Below are 13884 nucleotides of genomic sequence, written 5' to 3' on the forward strand. Positions count from 1 at the left end.
CCTAGCTGTAGTCGTCGGCGCCCAGCAGCTGGTTCATGCTGTGCGACGGTTCAGGGCAACCTGCGTCGCCAATGACGCGGGCGGGGACGCCCGCGACGGTCTTGCAGGACGGGACCTCGTGCAGCACGACCGACCCGGCCGCGATCCGCGAATGGTGCCCGACGCGGATGTTGCCCAGAACCTTGGCGCCCGCGCCGATCAGCACGCCGTCGCCGATCTTGGGATGACGGTCGCCATCCTCCTTGCCGGTCCCTCCAAGCGTCACGGAATGCAGCATCGACACGTCGTTGCCGACAGTCGCCGTCTCACCGATGACGATGGAATGGGCGTGATCCATCATGATGCCCGTGCCGATGCGCGCTGCGGGATGGATGTCCACCCCAAAGCATTCCGAACACCGCATCTGGACGAAGTACGACAGATCCTTGCGATCCTGCTGCCACAGCCAATGCGCCATCCGATAGGCCTGCAGCGCCTGGAACCCCTTGAAGAACAGCAGCGGCTGGATCAGCCGATGTGTCGCCGGATCGCGGTCATAGACCGCCATCAGGTCGGCCCGCGCGGCGTCCCCCAGTTCGGGGGCATTGGCATAGGCATGATCGGCGATCTCGCGCAGGATCTGTTCGCTCATCTCGCCCGATGCCAGCTTCAGCGACAGCCGATAGGCCAGTGCTGCCTCAAGGCTCTTGTGATGCAAAAGCCCCGCATGGATCAGCGCACCCAACAGCGGCTCGGCGGCGGCTGCCGCCCGCCCCTCGTCGCGCAGCTGCGCCCAGATCGCATCACGGTCCAGGGACAGCGGTGTCTTTTCGGTATGCAGCATGTTCATCTTGGGCCCGCCCGGTCTGTCAGACCTCCTACATAGGACAGAATGCGGTCCGGGAAAAGACGGGCGGGCCCGGTCGATCAGTTCGGTAGCCGCATTTCCAGCCAATGCACCGCCAGAGAGATGCGCCCGCCCGTGAACGTGCCGCCCTCGGCCGTGACGATCAGCGGATCGGCCTGGTAATAGGCCATGGGCGAACCAAGCATCCCCCTTGCCCATGAATCCTGCTGCTTGCCGAGGCCCTGACCGAAGCGGTTCAACGCCCCCGCCGTACCAAGACGCCAGCCGGTCAGCGAACCGGTCAGGGTGGCCGTGACCCGTCCGACAGCTCCGATCACCAGCGCACCCGCCGGGATGAAGACCCCGGTCACCGTGCTGCTGCCCGTGCCCAGGATGACCTCGCCCTCGGCCATCCCGGTGACTAGGCCCGACCCGCGGCTGCCCATGCTCATCGCGCCGACGATCCAGGCAGTGCCGTCATGGATGGCCTCCACCCCCCTGTCGGCGACGAAACAGCGCATGCCGCGGGACGGCGGCAGAAAGACCCACCCGCCGTTCGATCCGACGGCGATGCGCCCCGTCTGCCCCACCCATGCCCCCGTGGGCGCCGCGGGAACGCCCCAGCACTGGCCATCCAGAACCGTTGCCGGGGGCGTCTGCGTCGACATGCTCTGCAGCACAAGGTTCACCATGCCGTCCAGCCGCATCAGCGCCTCGTTGACGGTGACGTGCTTCTGGGCCTGCGCGGGCTGCAACAGGGCCATCTGAAGGCGCGCGGTTTCACTGGGCATTGAAGTCTCTCCTTGCAAAGGGGCCGCGCCCGAAGGTCTGCGACAATTGGGCCACCTCGATCGTGACCTGTCCGGGCTGCAACTGGTCGCGGACCGCCGCGGGGATGGTCCATGACGGGGTCTGCGTCTGGGCTTCGGCGACGACTTGCCCCGCCTGGATCAAGCGCAGCAGGTAGCGTTCCGATTCCTCGCCAAGCGGAACGTCGGCGCCGTCCCAGCCATCACCCTCGATCCGGCTGCGCCTGATCCAGGTGATGTCATTGCCCTGCTTGCGCAGGTGGCAGGGTGCATAGGGCCGCAGCCCGATCCCCGGCGCGACCGTCGTACGGCTGCGGTAGCTGGTGTCGTCCGGCGCCCGCAGGGCCGGACCCACCCGCCAGAACCGCTCCTGGCCGCGAGTGGAGGGTGGCAGGGCGACCTGGCGCGGGCTGCCATCCAGCAGCACGACCAGACTGCCAGCGGGCCAGACATCCGGCATGATCGCATCCGTGCCGGCCTGCCCACGCAGGCGGCGGCTGATCTGCCAGGTGTCCGGCGCCACCAGCTCTGCGTTCGCGAACTGCATGATCTCCCATCGGGTCAGGCTGCCGTCCCCGATCGCAATCGCGTTCGCACCCGACAGCAACGCGCGTTCATTCACGGACCGCAACGGATCGCGAAGCATCCGCAGATGCAGCGGTTCGCCCCGGTCGATCAGACCCGGGCTTGCACGCCCCAATGGCGTCAGCGTCCGACCGATCAGGGCGCGGCGTTGCAGCATCAGGTTCAGGTCGAACCCGCCCTCGGCCTCGGCGGAGCCATAGACCGCGACCGATCCCGGCCAGGGATGGGCCGCGACCGCCAGCCACGGGGCATGCGGAACCTCGTCGCCCCGCAGCAGGGGCAGGTCCATGAACACCGGGAACACGGGCATCGGCGGCAGATAGCGGCCGATACCGCCCTGATCCTGATGCGCCAGACGCGGCGTGTAGAGGCCGGGGTCGACCCTGACGGCATCGACCGTGATGGCGCCCGCACGCTCGACCCGGTCGATCCGCCAGCGGCGGCTCTCCTGCCCCGGCATATGCGTCACGACAACGTCGCCAGGGCCAAGATCCGCACGTGATGGCGAAAGCGCGAACCGTGCCGTATCGCGCGCCACCTCGGCCTCAGCGATCCAGCGGTCGGTGATGGCGCGCCCTTCCGGGCGGGTCAGCACCATGTCCAGTTCGCTTTCGGACACGGCGCGACGGTCGATATCCGTCAAGCTGGCCTCGGCCGTCGCGACCGCATAGTCGCCCCCTGCCGCGACATGGCTGAGGCGCAACTGACCGATGTTCGCAGATTCCATCTGACGGACGGTTTCGAACCCGGTCACGTCGCCGGTGATGGCCAGGTCATCGGGTCCGATCTGCGCGCGTGCCAGTCCGTCACGCGAGACGAACTTCAGCACGCCGTCGCGCTCTACCGCGTCGAAACCATGTGCCAGCATCAGGGGCTGCAATGCGGCCCGCCCGGATTCGGAACCCTGCAGGGCATAGCCCCGCACCACGCCTGATACTCTCGACACATCAACGGCCGTCACACCCGCACCCTTGCAGATGTCCGTGACCACCGCGCGCAGCGTGACGGCGCCCGCACGCCCATTCAGCCAGTGTCCGCGATCCCACGCAGGACCGTCCGACCACAGATCACCACGCCCCGGAAAGGCCGGATAGGGCCGCGCGTCCCAGCACCAGACATGCGCACGGTCCACGTCCAGCATCCGCATGCCATCGGCATTGACCGGGTTGTTGGCGGGGTCGCACCAATGCGCCATCGTCGCCTCGACATAGGCAGCTTGGATCGCATCGTTCCGCGTACCGTTGGAGAAATGCGGCAGCATGCTCTCGGAAGACATCGCGTCCAGGAACTTGTTCGGCTGGTTCGTCGCCTTGTCCAGCGCGGCGCAGCCGAACTCGGTGAACCAGATCGGCTTCGACCCGGGCACCCATGCGGTCGCTTCCCTCTGCCGCACACCACCGGGGCGGTTGTAGTGCAGGTTCTGCCACCAGCCCGTCAAGTCCTTGTAACGCCAGACCCAGGCCTCGTCATAGGCACCGTCCGTAATGGGCGTACGGTTCTGTGTCAGACGGTCGGCGTCGCTGGCATAGAACCAATCGTACCCCTCTCCTCCCGCGACATTGGCGCGCAGATAGTCGATATTGTCGATCCGACCCCAGGACGCATCCAGATGGTCGTCGCCATCGCGCCAGTCGGACAGCGGCATATAGTTGTCGATGCCGATGAAATCGATGTTCGGGTCTGCCCACAGCGGGTCCAGATGAAAGAACAGCTCTCCATTTCCGGGGTGATGGCCAAAATATTCCGACCAGTCACTGGCATAGCCGATCTTGACGTTCGGCCCAAGGATGCCGCGGACGTCCGCAGCCAAGCGGCGCAGGGCCGCCACGGCGGGATAGGTGTTTCCCGGACCGCGGATCTGGGTCATCGCGACCATCTCGGACCCGATCAAAAAGGCATCGATGCCGCCCGCCGCCGCGCAGACATGGGCATAGTGCAAAATGAACCGCCGGTACGACCATTCGGCCGGACCGGAATAGGTAACGGCCTCACCGATGCGCGCGAAATCGGTCGGAGCAGCCGATCCGAAGAACGCGGCCACCTGATCGACGGCGGCCAACGTGCCGTCGGTGGTGCCGGTCCGGCCGGGGGCGACGCTGGTCGTGATGCGGCCGCGCCAGGGCATGGCAGGCTGTTCGGTCGCGCCGTAAGGGTCGGTCAATCCGTTGCCGCCCAGTTGCTCCATCAGGATGAACGGATAGAAGATCGCCTTGCGCCCCGACGCCGACAGCGCCCTGAGCCCCTCGATCACCGAGCGGTCAGACGGCGTGCCGCCATAGATCGGACGTCCATCCTTGCGCGCGACCTCGGCCGCGTCCGCACGGCCGATGCCACCCGCGCGCCACGGCATCTCCGCCCCGTCGACCTGACGGTATTCGACCTTGGGCTGCACGCGGCACTGACCGATGCGCAGATCGCTGCCGAACCAGGACACGATCAACGACACCGAACCCACATTCGGCAGTTCGCGCCCCAGGACATCCAGCGATGCGCGAAAGTCGGTCCCGCCCATCGGCGTGTTCGTGTTGAAGCTGCGGCTTTCGCCCAGGTCACCGCTTTCGGTCACAGGCGTCGTGGCCAGCGAATACTCCCCCGTGCCGGGGATCAGGGCGACGGCCCGGACGTCGCGCGACAGGCCGCTGCCGTCACGTGCCGGGCATGTCACCTCAAAGCTAAGCTGCGGCATGCGGTTGCCCCACCGCTCCAGGCTCAGGTTCTCCAAAACGACATAGGCCGTCCCGCGATAGGCAGGGGCCGCGTCGCCTTCGATGGCGGCGATCACGGGGTCCGGCATCTGCGCCTCGCCACCACGATAGATCCGCATGTTCAGATCCGCCTGTGCAATCTCCTCGCCATCGGCCCAGACCCGGCCCACTGACAGGATCGGACCTTCGGCCAACGCCAATGCGACAGACAGACGATAGCTGATCTGGGTCACCTGGGTGCTGGGCGCGCCCTTGCCACCACCCGCATTCTCGGACCGCGTGACCTCTTCAAGGTCGGATGCCCAGATGACATGCCCAGGCAGGCGCATCTGTCCCCAGATCCGGGGGATGGCCATGCCCTCTCCGGCTGTCTGGATGCGAAGGCGGTCGATCCGGCCCGTCTCGACGGCCTTCGCCCCACCGCCCAGCAGGCGCTGATCGATGGCACGACCCAGGACGGCTCCTGCCGCACGGCCCAGAACGGCACCCGACAGCCCAAGGACCGCCCCCCCGAAACCTCCGCCAAGCGACGCACCCACGGCAGACAGGACAATCGTGGCCATAAGGGCCTCCTTCGTTCGAATTGGTCAGGGAAAGCGGAACCGTGCCACGATTCTGGATTGCCACGGAGGGGTCAGCGGACTGTCGATGACACCGTGGCCGGTATAGGCATGCAGAAACCGGGGGGCATCGCCCGCGGCCGACAGGATGCCCAAGTGCTTGGCGATGGCGCCCTGCCGCATCCGAAACAACAGCACCTGCCCTGGCTGCCAGTCCGCATCATCGACCGGACGCAGGTGCCGCATGGCCGCGGACAGCAGCACTTCGGTGCTGCCGCATTCGGCCCAATCGGCGGTATAGGCCGGGGGCGCCTCAGGCTCCGCCCCATACAGGTCGCGCCAGACGCCGCGGATCAGCCCGAGGCAATCCGAGCCACTGCCCCGGACGCTGGCCTGATGGACATAAGGCGTGCCCAGCCACAGCCGGGCGGCATCGACGACCGGGCTATCCATTCCGGCGTCCTGCCTGAGGCGCCATCAGCCAATCCTCGGACGGCAGATGAGGAAACCCGCGGAAGTTCAGATGATTGCGAAACTTCAGCCGGCACGTATCCGCAGCCTTGTTGCATCCTGCCGTCAGTCGGATCTGGTCGCCGGTGGCGGGCAGAATGCCCAGACTGGACCACAGCTCGATAATCCTCTGGCCACCGGGGCGTGCAGTGTCGTTCTTGATCGCACCATGCAGACCTTGCGCTGCTCCGGACAGAACCTCCAGCCGCCCATGATCGAACCACGCCGCGTCAAAGGCCGGAAATGCGGTGAACGTGAAGACGCGTCCATCGTCCATAACCTGAACCTGGCGCAGCATGCTCAGACTTTCCGCGCTCAGGTCGACCCTGCACGCCCCATCGCCAAGGCGCGCGCTGCACCGGGGATGATAGACGCGCCCCTGCGGCGCGTTCAGCGCCTCTGACAGGCCGCGAAGCTCGGCGCGGAAGGCCCCGTTCGCACGCGAGACCTCGCCCAAAGACCCGCGAAACACCAGCTTTCGACTGGTGACATCGCTCCAGTCGGCCTCCCACATGCGCAGTTCTGCCTGGTCCCACCGACCGGTCATGAGGTCGCGCTCGGTGATCGCATCATCGTTCAGCGCCCCGACCGCCTCGGAGTTGTCGACCGACAGGCCGGTTCCCTGAACCAACGCCCGCGCGGTCAGGCCGCGGTCAGGGCGAAAGGTCACCCCGCCAAAGACCAGTCGCTGGTCATGATCGGTAAAGCCAAGCGTAAGACCATCGGTGCGCCGCACCGACCAAGCGCGTGCAACTGTCGTCGTCGTCATACCCGAACCTCCACGACCGGAATGTCGGGAACCTGCCCGGCCTGGAACGACGCGACGGACACTGCGATCCGGTCCGTGTCGAAGCGCACCGGAACGTCGAATTCGAACCCGGCAGAGATGTCCGCGCCCGCCTCCGGGGCCTCGTCAAAGATGATGCGCCCGGCAACATGGTCTACGGCATAGTTGATGCCGACGAACACCTCTGCCCCCCCGATCCCGGCGCGCACGGAACCCTGGACCGGCTTGGTCACGGGCCGACGATAGACCGTCGCCCCGGATCGATAGGCCTTCGACAACGGAAAGACGCGCGTTTGCCCGTCCCCGACCGCGATCACCTGATCGCCGAATGCCGGGGCCGCTGACGGTAGACAACTCTTGTAGTCGGACCAATCCTTCCACCGAAACCCGTGCAGCTGCCCCGCACGCGCCTCGAAAAAGGCGATGACCTCCGACAGGTCGTCCAACGACCTCAGGCCCATGCCCGCGTCAAAGCGGCGAAGCGCATGCGTCCAGGGTGTGTTGCGCTCCTCGAACCCGCTGGCCAGCGCCACGATCTCGGTGCGCCGCTCGGGACCGCCGATGGCGCCAAAGGACAGGTTCGTCGGAAATCTTACGTCGTGAAACGCCATCGTTTGCCTCCTTTCAGCTGTTTCGCTCGCCGCGGGCCAGCACGCGCGACATCTGCGCCGCGATCTGCGACTGGCTGCGCTGGAACCCGGCCACGTCGGGGGTCTGGATGTTGAACGTCACGTTCACCGATCCCCCTCCCCCGGCTGCGGCAACGCCCAGCTTGCCGTCGGGACCGCGCCGCAGCGGCATGATCGCCTCTGGCCCGGCCTCGCCCATCAGCCCCTGACCGCCGCGCATCGGAAATGCCGTTGGTCCGGAGACGACATCTCCGGCCATGGTGCGTCCGTTGGCGAATGCCCCGCCCTTGGCAAAGGGCATCACCCCGCCCAGCATCCCGCCGATGCCGCCCGCGATCGACCCTGCCAAAGCGTTCTCGACGGGCTTCATGGCGATGCCATAGACGGTATCGGCCAGCGACTGCCCAATCGATTTCAACGCGTCCGACAGCTTGCCGCCGTCCAGGACCAAGCCGTCGATGGCGCGGCCCAAGCCACGCTCAAGCCCCGAGGACAGGGTACCGACCTCGCGCGTGGTGAACATCATCGACTGGCGCAACCTGCCCAGTTCGGCCTGGAACTCCTGCGTCATGCGGGAATTGCGGCCCAGGTCGTCGTCCAGTTGGTCCAGCGCAGTGCCGGTCCCGTCACGTGTGGTCATCTTGATGATCCCCCGTCGTTTCAGCCAAGACCACGCCCGCCGGTGCAGGCGCGTCGGGATATCGAGCTGCCAGATCGGCCAGCCGGTCACGGGTCATGCGGGGCGCCGTCGGACCCATGCCCAGCATCAGGCCCAATTCGGCGGGGGTCAGTGCCCAGAACTGATCGGGATGCAGACGCAGCCCCTGCAGGCCCGCCCGCATCAGGCCCGCCCAGTCCAGCCCCCCGGCGCGCCCGGTCATGCAGGCGCCCGAAAGGCCAAGGCCAGCAGGCGGGCGGCAACGCGGGCGGCCTCCAGCGGACCCCCGTCGATCTGCACCGCCGTCAGATCACCCGCCTGCCCCGTCCAGCCGCCGCCGCGCAGCCCGGCCACCAGCACGGCCAGGATCTCGCGGCTGGAGAAATGCCCGGCGTCAAGACGGGCGACCAGCCCGGTCAACCCGTCCGCCTCAAGCTGCGCCTCCAGTTCGGCCAGGGCGCCCAAGGTTAGGCGCGCGACATGCGGCCGGCCATCCAGCATCAGCGACACCTCGCCGCGCATCGGATTGGCCATCACAGCGCCACGAAGGTCAGCGCCCCCGCCGAAGCCAGCGACATCTCATAGGTCGCCTCTCCGTCGTAGCTGCCCGCGTACTCCAGGCCGGTGATCTGGAACCGGCCCTCCACGGTGCCGAAATCGGGGATGATGACCTGGAACAACGGGATTTCGCTGTCAAAGAACGCCTGGCGGGCGCGCCCGTCGGTGGCCGCGTCGCGGAACACGCCGGATCCGGCGATCGACGCGCTGCGCACGCCGGCACCGCCCAACAGCTCGCGCCAGCCACCGGCGCTGTCCATGCTGGTCACGTCGACGGTGTCGGCGTTGAAGGACAGGCGAGTCGCACGCAGGCCCGCCACGGTCTCGAACGTGCCGTTGCCCGACATATCCATCTTGATCAGCAGATCACGTCCGCTTTGCACTGCCATTGTCCCATCTCCTCAGTTCAGATCGATGCGCGCGCGAAAGGTCAGGTCGACCTGACGAGCCGCGCCGCTTTTCACCCGCCGCGCGGTTGCGCGCAGGAACCACAAACCCGCCAGCTGTCCGCGCGACAGCACCAGTCCGCCCGCCTCCAGCGCATCGGCCACGGCGACCGCTGCGGCCTTGACCGCGCCGAAGCCCGCCCCACTGTCGCTGCCCGCCATGACCGAGATCACGAAATCATGCCGCGATCCGCGTGCCGTGGAATCGCTGGCGTCACGCACCTCCTCGGGACCAAGCGAGACATAGATCCCGCTTGGCGCCGTCACAGGCATCGCGTCGAAAATCGCATCGCCCACCAAATCCGCCAGCGCCTCGTTCGTGCGCAGCTGCTGATAGACGGCCGCCTGCAAGGCGACCCCTGCCCCATAGCTCATGTCAGATCCTCCTCGCGCGCAAAGCAGTCCAGATACCGACCGGACGGATCGCTCTCCGCGACCGCCTCGATCTGGAACAACCGTGTTCCCTGGCGCAGCCGCTGCCCCGGCCGCGGGCGTCGCGCATCACCCACAGGCGCGGCGCGCAGCGTGATGCGCCATTGGACCACGCTGATCATTCCCGCGCCGGTCCCCTGTTCGCGACCCGACCGCGCCTCCATCTGCGCCCACAGCCAGCCCAGTTGACGCCACCGCGTCTCATAGCCGCCCAAGCCGTCCGCGATCCGGTCGGATGTCTCCAGCGCCAGCCGCGTCGACAGGTTCGGGGCGGCCATCAGCGCCACTCCCGGCTGCCGCGCCCGGCCAGGGTGCGGACCGCGCGCCAGCGCTCGATCAGCGCGCTGACACCAAAGGGCAGTGCATGACGCAAACCATCCTGGCTGCGATCGTCGTAATAACGCGCGGCCAACAGGATGACCGCCTGCGCCAGATCCGCCGGAACCTGGGACCAGGCATCCCCGAAGCCCGCCAGAAACGTGATCGTCACCGTCCCCCGCCGCGGAATCGACGGCAGCACGACCCCGGTCGGCAGGATCACGGGGCGCTGTCCGTCCGGGACCAGCCGCCACCCCTCGGGGGGCAGGTGGGTCAGCGTGCCGTTCCCGTCGTCGATCTCGATGCGCTCGACCGAATGCACGGGCGCCAGCGGCAGCGACTGGCCAAGCCGGTCGCGCCAATCGTCCAGCTGCATGCGGAACCGCCGCTTCAGCAGCACCTTGCCGGTGCGCCCCTCGATTGTGGCGATCGCTGCACGCAGAAAGCCCGCCAGTGCCGCCGTCTCAGCGGCGTCGTCGGGCCCTTCGAAACCTTGGGCCAGACGCAAATGCGCGCGCAGGGCGGCCACCGGCAGCGCCTCCGCCGCGGGCGCCGTTTCCTCTATCAGCATCATGTTGCGAACCTCCCGTCGTGCCGTCCGCATGTTCCACCAAAGCCGGGGCCCCCGAACGGGGCCCCGGCTGTCTTGCAGGCAAAAGGGAAGCGGGGCGCGCCGCACGCCGGCCATCAGCGCGCGCGGACAGTTGCTAAACCGGAATGCCCGGCACCAGGCGCGCCCCTCCCTCATCCGATCCCTCGGGGGATCAGATGAAGCGCAGCAGCCTGACGGCGCGGAAATCGGTGATCCCGCCGCCGACACGCTTGGTGGCATAGAACAGCACGTGCGGCTTGGCGCTGAACGGGTCGCGCAGCACGCGCAGGTCGGGACGCTCGACGATCGTGTAGGCCGCGCGGAAATCACCGAACGCGATCGAGAACGAGCTCGTCGTCATGTCGGGCATGTCCTCGCTGATCATCACCGGATAACCCAGCAGCTGGGGCACCTGGCCCACGCTCAGCGCATCGGTCCAAAGGAAGCGGCCGTCGGCATCCTTCATCTTGCGCACCCGCGCTGCCGTCTTCGAGTTCATCAGGAACGAGGCGTTCGAGCGATACTCCGCGCCCAGAGAGTAGATCAGGTCGATCAGGCAATCCATCGGCGCAGCGGCCGGGAAATCGCCAGCCGCGGTGGTGGCGACGAAGCCGATCTGGGCCGTGGTCGCGGTCGCCGCAGGCGCGGTGGGATAGCTCAGCAGGCCGCGCGGCTTGTCGACGCCGTCGCCGCGCAGAAAGGCGTTGGCCTCGGACCGGGCGAACTTCTCGGCGATGCGCTCGGCCAGCCAGCCCTCGACATCAAAGGCCGCATCGTCCAGCAGGCGCTGGCTGGCACGCGGCATCGCGGACAGCTCGTGGACCGGGATGGCGATGCGGTCCAGGGCCGAGTTCGCGGTCTCGACCGTGGCGGCCTCGGTCGCCCAACCGGCGCCCATGTCGCCACGCTCGACCAGTGCCTCATAGACGCTGCCCTCGATGGTCACCACGTTGGCCAGACGGCGCAGCGACAAGGTGGAATGCAGCGTGTTCTGCACGGTCTCGGCAACCTTGGGTGCGGCCAGAAAACCGCCGTCGCTGGCCACCGACAGCGCCTTCTCCTCGATGGCCAGACCGCGCAGGCCGTCATCGTCGCCGCTGCGCAAATAGGCGTTGAACGCCTTCTGGTGGGGCACCTCGACCTCTGCGGTGGCGGACAGGGGCGCGCGGCCCCGCAGGGCGGTCTTGCGGTCGATCATGGTCATACGCTGTTCCTGTGCGTTGAGCTTGGATTGAATATCTTCACGAAAGCCTTTGAGTTCGCTGACGAACCCCATCATGGCCCCCTTCAGGTCGGCGGGCATGTCGCCGCCGCCCGCGGCCTTCACCTCGGTCATGGTCTTCTCCTCGTCACGGTGATCGGGGCCGCGCCCCTGTCGTCGGACCTCCCGCACGGGACCGGTCCGAACCTGGTTGACGGACCGGGATGCACCCGGTCCGAAATCTCATGCGCCGCGCAGGGCCTGTGCCGCCTGCACGAACAGCGCCGCGACGTCGCGCATCTCGTCGCTGTCCTTGCGGTCCACCTTGGCCTCGGCCAGCATCGGGAAGGTCACCAGCGACACCTCCCACAGCTCGACCTCGGCCAGCACGCGCCGACCGGCCTTGTCGCGTTCGGCCCGCAGGGTGCGATAGCCGATGGACAGCCCGTCGATCGCACCCGCCTGGATCAGCGCCGCCGCCTCGCGGGCCTGCGCCACGTCGGGCAGCAGGCGGCCCTTGACCCACAGGCCCTTGCCGTCCTCCCGGACCTCGTCCCAGACCCCAATGGGGCGGGTCGGGTCGTGCTGCCACAGCATCCGCACCTTGTCGCCGCGCGCCGCGATCCGCGCCAGCGACGCGGCAAACGCGCCGGGCAGCACCGCATCGCCGCCCTGATCGGTCAGACCGAACAGGCTGGCATAACCTTCGATCACCTGACCGTCGGTCAGCACGGGCGGACCGCCCGCGAACTTCATCTCCAGACCCGGAACCATCCCTCAGCCTCCTTTCGGCGCATAATCTAGAATACCCTGGACGGCCTGCGTCAGGATCACGGCGACCACGCCGTAGACCGTCATCCACAGCCGCCGCTCCAGCCCTTCGATCATCGCCTCGATCCGCTCCAGGCGCTTCTCGACCTGGCCGAACTGCAGCGCCATGATCCGTTCCTGCGCCTCAAGACGCGTGTCGTGCCACAGCCCGTCCTTGACGAAACGCGACCCTTCCATGCCTCACGCCCCGTCCAGGGGCGGCAGGCCCAGCAGGGCGCGCTTTTCCGCATCCGTCAGGAAGCTCGCACCGCTGATGCGGGCCCATTGCTGGTTGCGCTCCTCGGCCAGGGCCGGGATCTGGTCCAGATCGGGCCGCAGCTCGATCTCGGCGCCCAGATGCTCGGACAGCCACCAGGCGACAGCCGCCGACACCCGCGTCGCCAGCGGCAGCACCGTCAGGCGAAAGAACGCACGGTGCGCCTCGGCATAATTCGCATAGGTCGCGTCCCCCGGAATTCCCAGCAGCATGGGCGGCACGCCAAAAGCCAACGCGATCTCGCGCGCCGCCGACAGCTTGGTCTCGTGGAACTCCATGTCGGACGGGCTGAAACCCATCGGACGCCAGTCCAGCCCGCCTTCCAGCAGCATCGGACGGCCCGCATTGCGCGCGCCCTGATGGTTCATCTCGATCTCGCCCACCAGGCGGTCATACTGCTCGGGGCTAAGCACCCCCTGCCCGTCGACTCCCTTGTAGATGATCGCCCCACTGGGCCGCGCCGCATTGTCCAGCAGCGCCTTGGACCAGGCACTGGCGCTGTTGTGCACGTCCAGCGCGACGGCGGCCGCCTGCATCGGCGACAGACCGTAATGGTCGTCCTGCGGGTGGAACGCCTTGACGTGGCAGATCGGATCGGGGCTGCCGGTCATGTCGAACCGGTGCTTGCGCCCGCCCACCGCATATTCATAGGCGACGGGCCAGCCATCCGCACCGGGCACCACGCTCATGCGGTCGGACCGCAGCACGTGCAGCTCCTCCGGGATGCCCGTGGCGTCCGCGCCCACAGCCTCCAGATAGCCGTTGCCCGACAGCAGGATCTGCCCGAACAGCGCCTCGAACAGCTCGGCCCGACCTTGGCCCGGATTGGGCCTGCGCAGTAGATCCAGAACCGGATGCACCTCATAGCGGTGGTCGCGATCCGCGCAGATCATCGGCACGGCCGCCGCGGCCTCGGCGATCAGGCGCACGCTGCGAAAGCCCACCGGGTTCCCCATGAACCCGCCGCGCGTCAGCGTGCCCGTATCCCTGGCCGACCAGACAGGGCGCCCGGACCCGCTGGCGAATGCCACGACCCGGCCCGTCGCACTGGCCTTCCTCTCTGGCGGGGGGGATGATTTCTCCTCCCGCGAAAACAATCGAAACGCCATGCTCGCCTCCATGCCTCAGCCATGCGAAAGGGCCGCCCCCTGCGGGACGGCCCTTCGTCGGTCCGACCTCTC

Annotated in this window: 17 protein-coding genes; all 17 read right to left on the reverse strand. The window is 67.6% G+C overall.

Translation table 11 applies throughout. The features are described 5' to 3' along the window. Position 1 precedes the first annotated feature (1 nt). The 17 genes from cysE to FHD68_RS02135 all read right to left on the reverse strand — a co-directional run bounded on the left by cysE (position 2) and on the right by FHD68_RS02135 (position 13812). The gene (gene cysE / locus FHD68_RS02055) at positions 2 to 829 is read right to left on the reverse strand and encodes a serine O-acetyltransferase (RefSeq protein WP_127898346.1); all 828 of its coding nucleotides are present in this window, start codon (positions 827 to 829) and stop codon (positions 2 to 4) included. Between the two features lie 77 nt (positions 830 to 906). Continuing rightward, positions 907 to 1617 (reverse strand): DUF2793 domain-containing protein, encoded by a 711-nt coding sequence (locus FHD68_RS02060; protein ID WP_127898345.1) that lies wholly within the window; start codon positions 1615 to 1617, stop codon positions 907 to 909. Continuing rightward, positions 1607 to 5488, reverse strand: coding sequence for a baseplate multidomain protein megatron (locus tag FHD68_RS02065; protein WP_139085085.1), 3882 nt, complete (start codon positions 5486 to 5488; stop codon positions 1607 to 1609). Before FHD68_RS02065 ends, FHD68_RS02060 begins: the two co-directional genes overlap by 11 nt. A gap of 24 nt (positions 5489 to 5512) precedes the next feature. Next, positions 5513 to 5938: an NlpC/P60 family protein gene (locus tag FHD68_RS02070; RefSeq protein WP_127898344.1), complete on the reverse strand. Its 426-nt coding sequence runs from the start codon at positions 5936 to 5938 to the stop codon at positions 5513 to 5515. Then, positions 5931 to 6764, reverse strand: a complete 834-nt coding sequence (locus tag FHD68_RS02075) for a DUF2163 domain-containing protein (RefSeq protein WP_139085088.1) — start codon at positions 6762 to 6764, stop codon at positions 5931 to 5933. The genes FHD68_RS02070 and FHD68_RS02075 overlap by 8 nt, the downstream gene beginning before the upstream one ends. Further along, positions 6761 to 7393 carry a DUF2460 domain-containing protein gene (locus FHD68_RS02080; RefSeq protein ID WP_127898342.1) on the reverse strand — a complete coding sequence of 211 codons (633 nt, stop codon included), beginning with the start codon at positions 7391 to 7393 and terminating at the stop codon, positions 6761 to 6763. The genes FHD68_RS02075 and FHD68_RS02080 overlap by 4 nt, the downstream gene beginning before the upstream one ends. A 13-nt stretch (positions 7394 to 7406) precedes the next feature. After that, entirely contained in the window at positions 7407 to 8051 is a 645-nt protein-coding gene (locus FHD68_RS02085; protein ID WP_127898341.1) for a phage tail tape measure protein, read from the reverse strand. Continuing rightward, the gene (locus tag FHD68_RS02090; RefSeq protein ID WP_127898340.1) at positions 8038 to 8292 is read right to left on the reverse strand and encodes a rcc01693 family protein; all 255 of its coding nucleotides are present in this window, start codon (positions 8290 to 8292) and stop codon (positions 8038 to 8040) included. The genes FHD68_RS02085 and FHD68_RS02090 overlap by 14 nt, the downstream gene beginning before the upstream one ends. Continuing rightward, on the reverse strand, positions 8289 to 8603 hold the full coding sequence (locus tag FHD68_RS02095) for a gene transfer agent family protein (protein ID WP_127898339.1): 315 nt from the start codon (positions 8601 to 8603) through the stop codon (positions 8289 to 8291). The genes FHD68_RS02090 and FHD68_RS02095 overlap by 4 nt, the downstream gene beginning before the upstream one ends. Continuing rightward, positions 8603 to 9016, reverse strand: a complete 414-nt coding sequence (locus FHD68_RS02100; protein ID WP_127898338.1) for a phage major tail protein, TP901-1 family — start codon at positions 9014 to 9016, stop codon at positions 8603 to 8605. Before FHD68_RS02100 ends, FHD68_RS02095 begins: the two co-directional genes overlap by 1 nt. Positions 9017 to 9028: 12 nt before the next feature. Beyond that, positions 9029 to 9448 (reverse strand): DUF3168 domain-containing protein, encoded by a 420-nt coding sequence (locus tag FHD68_RS02105; protein ID WP_045999352.1) that lies wholly within the window; start codon positions 9446 to 9448, stop codon positions 9029 to 9031. Then, positions 9445 to 9783, reverse strand: a complete 339-nt coding sequence (locus tag FHD68_RS02110; RefSeq protein WP_127898337.1) for a head-tail adaptor protein — start codon at positions 9781 to 9783, stop codon at positions 9445 to 9447. The genes FHD68_RS02105 and FHD68_RS02110 overlap by 4 nt, the downstream gene beginning before the upstream one ends. Continuing rightward, positions 9783 to 10397: a head-tail connector protein gene (locus FHD68_RS02115; RefSeq protein WP_127898336.1), complete on the reverse strand. Its 615-nt coding sequence runs from the start codon at positions 10395 to 10397 to the stop codon at positions 9783 to 9785. Before FHD68_RS02115 ends, FHD68_RS02110 begins: the two co-directional genes overlap by 1 nt. Before the next feature lie 190 nt (positions 10398 to 10587). Then, complete coding sequence (locus FHD68_RS02120) at positions 10588 to 11751, reverse strand: phage major capsid protein (protein ID WP_127898335.1); 1164 nt, start codon at positions 11749 to 11751, stop codon at positions 10588 to 10590. A gap of 108 nt (positions 11752 to 11859) precedes the next feature. Continuing rightward, positions 11860 to 12390 carry an HK97 family phage prohead protease gene (locus tag FHD68_RS02125; RefSeq protein WP_240542390.1) on the reverse strand — a complete coding sequence of 177 codons (531 nt, stop codon included), beginning with the start codon at positions 12388 to 12390 and terminating at the stop codon, positions 11860 to 11862. A 3-nt stretch (positions 12391 to 12393) separates the two neighbouring features. Beyond that, positions 12394 to 12624, reverse strand: coding sequence for a GTA head formation protein, RCAP_rcc01685 family (locus FHD68_RS02130; protein ID WP_045999356.1), 231 nt, complete (start codon positions 12622 to 12624; stop codon positions 12394 to 12396). 3 nt (positions 12625 to 12627) lie between these two features. Beyond that, positions 12628 to 13812: a phage portal protein gene (locus FHD68_RS02135; RefSeq protein WP_127898334.1), complete on the reverse strand. Its 1185-nt coding sequence runs from the start codon at positions 13810 to 13812 to the stop codon at positions 12628 to 12630. Between the last annotated feature and the right edge of the window lie 72 nt (positions 13813 to 13884).

Source organism: Paracoccus marcusii (assembly GCF_006151785.1).
Taxonomy (GTDB): Bacteria; Pseudomonadota; Alphaproteobacteria; order Rhodobacterales; family Rhodobacteraceae; genus Paracoccus; species Paracoccus marcusii.

Excerpts from the sequence above, each read along its gene's own strand:
- cysE (WP_127898346.1), bottom strand. The coding sequence starts at position 829 with ATGAACATGCTGCATACCGAAAAGACACCGCTGTCCCTGGACCGTGAT.
- FHD68_RS02060 (WP_127898345.1), bottom strand. The coding sequence starts at position 1,617 with ATGCCCAGTGAAACCGCGCGCCTTCAGATGGCCCTGTTGCAGCCCGCG.
- FHD68_RS02065 (WP_139085085.1), bottom strand. The coding sequence starts at position 5,488 with ATGGCCACGATTGTCCTGTCTGCCGTGGGTGCGTCGCTTGGCGGAGGT.
- FHD68_RS02070 (WP_127898344.1), bottom strand. The coding sequence starts at position 5,938 with ATGGATAGCCCGGTCGTCGATGCCGCCCGGCTGTGGCTGGGCACGCCT.
- FHD68_RS02075 (WP_139085088.1), bottom strand. The coding sequence starts at position 6,764 with ATGACGACGACGACAGTTGCACGCGCTTGGTCGGTGCGGCGCACCGAT.
- FHD68_RS02080 (WP_127898342.1), bottom strand. The coding sequence starts at position 7,393 with ATGGCGTTTCACGACGTAAGATTTCCGACGAACCTGTCCTTTGGCGCC.
- FHD68_RS02085 (WP_127898341.1), bottom strand. The coding sequence starts at position 8,051 with ATGACCACACGTGACGGGACCGGCACTGCGCTGGACCAACTGGACGAC.
- FHD68_RS02090 (WP_127898340.1), bottom strand. The coding sequence starts at position 8,292 with ATGACCGGGCGCGCCGGGGGGCTGGACTGGGCGGGCCTGATGCGGGCG.
- FHD68_RS02095 (WP_127898339.1), bottom strand. The coding sequence starts at position 8,603 with ATGGCCAATCCGATGCGCGGCGAGGTGTCGCTGATGCTGGATGGCCGG.
- FHD68_RS02100 (WP_127898338.1), bottom strand. The coding sequence starts at position 9,016 with ATGGCAGTGCAAAGCGGACGTGATCTGCTGATCAAGATGGATATGTCG.
- FHD68_RS02105 (WP_045999352.1), bottom strand. The coding sequence starts at position 9,448 with ATGAGCTATGGGGCAGGGGTCGCCTTGCAGGCGGCCGTCTATCAGCAG.
- FHD68_RS02110 (WP_127898337.1), bottom strand. The coding sequence starts at position 9,783 with ATGGCCGCCCCGAACCTGTCGACGCGGCTGGCGCTGGAGACATCCGAC.
- FHD68_RS02115 (WP_127898336.1), bottom strand. The coding sequence starts at position 10,397 with ATGATGCTGATAGAGGAAACGGCGCCCGCGGCGGAGGCGCTGCCGGTG.
- FHD68_RS02120 (WP_127898335.1), bottom strand. The coding sequence starts at position 11,751 with ATGACCGAGGTGAAGGCCGCGGGCGGCGGCGACATGCCCGCCGACCTG.
- FHD68_RS02125 (WP_240542390.1), bottom strand. The coding sequence starts at position 12,390 with ATGGTTCCGGGTCTGGAGATGAAGTTCGCGGGCGGTCCGCCCGTGCTG.
- FHD68_RS02130 (WP_045999356.1), bottom strand. The coding sequence starts at position 12,624 with ATGGAAGGGTCGCGTTTCGTCAAGGACGGGCTGTGGCACGACACGCGT.
- FHD68_RS02135 (WP_127898334.1), bottom strand. The coding sequence starts at position 13,812 with ATGGCGTTTCGATTGTTTTCGCGGGAGGAGAAATCATCCCCCCCGCCA.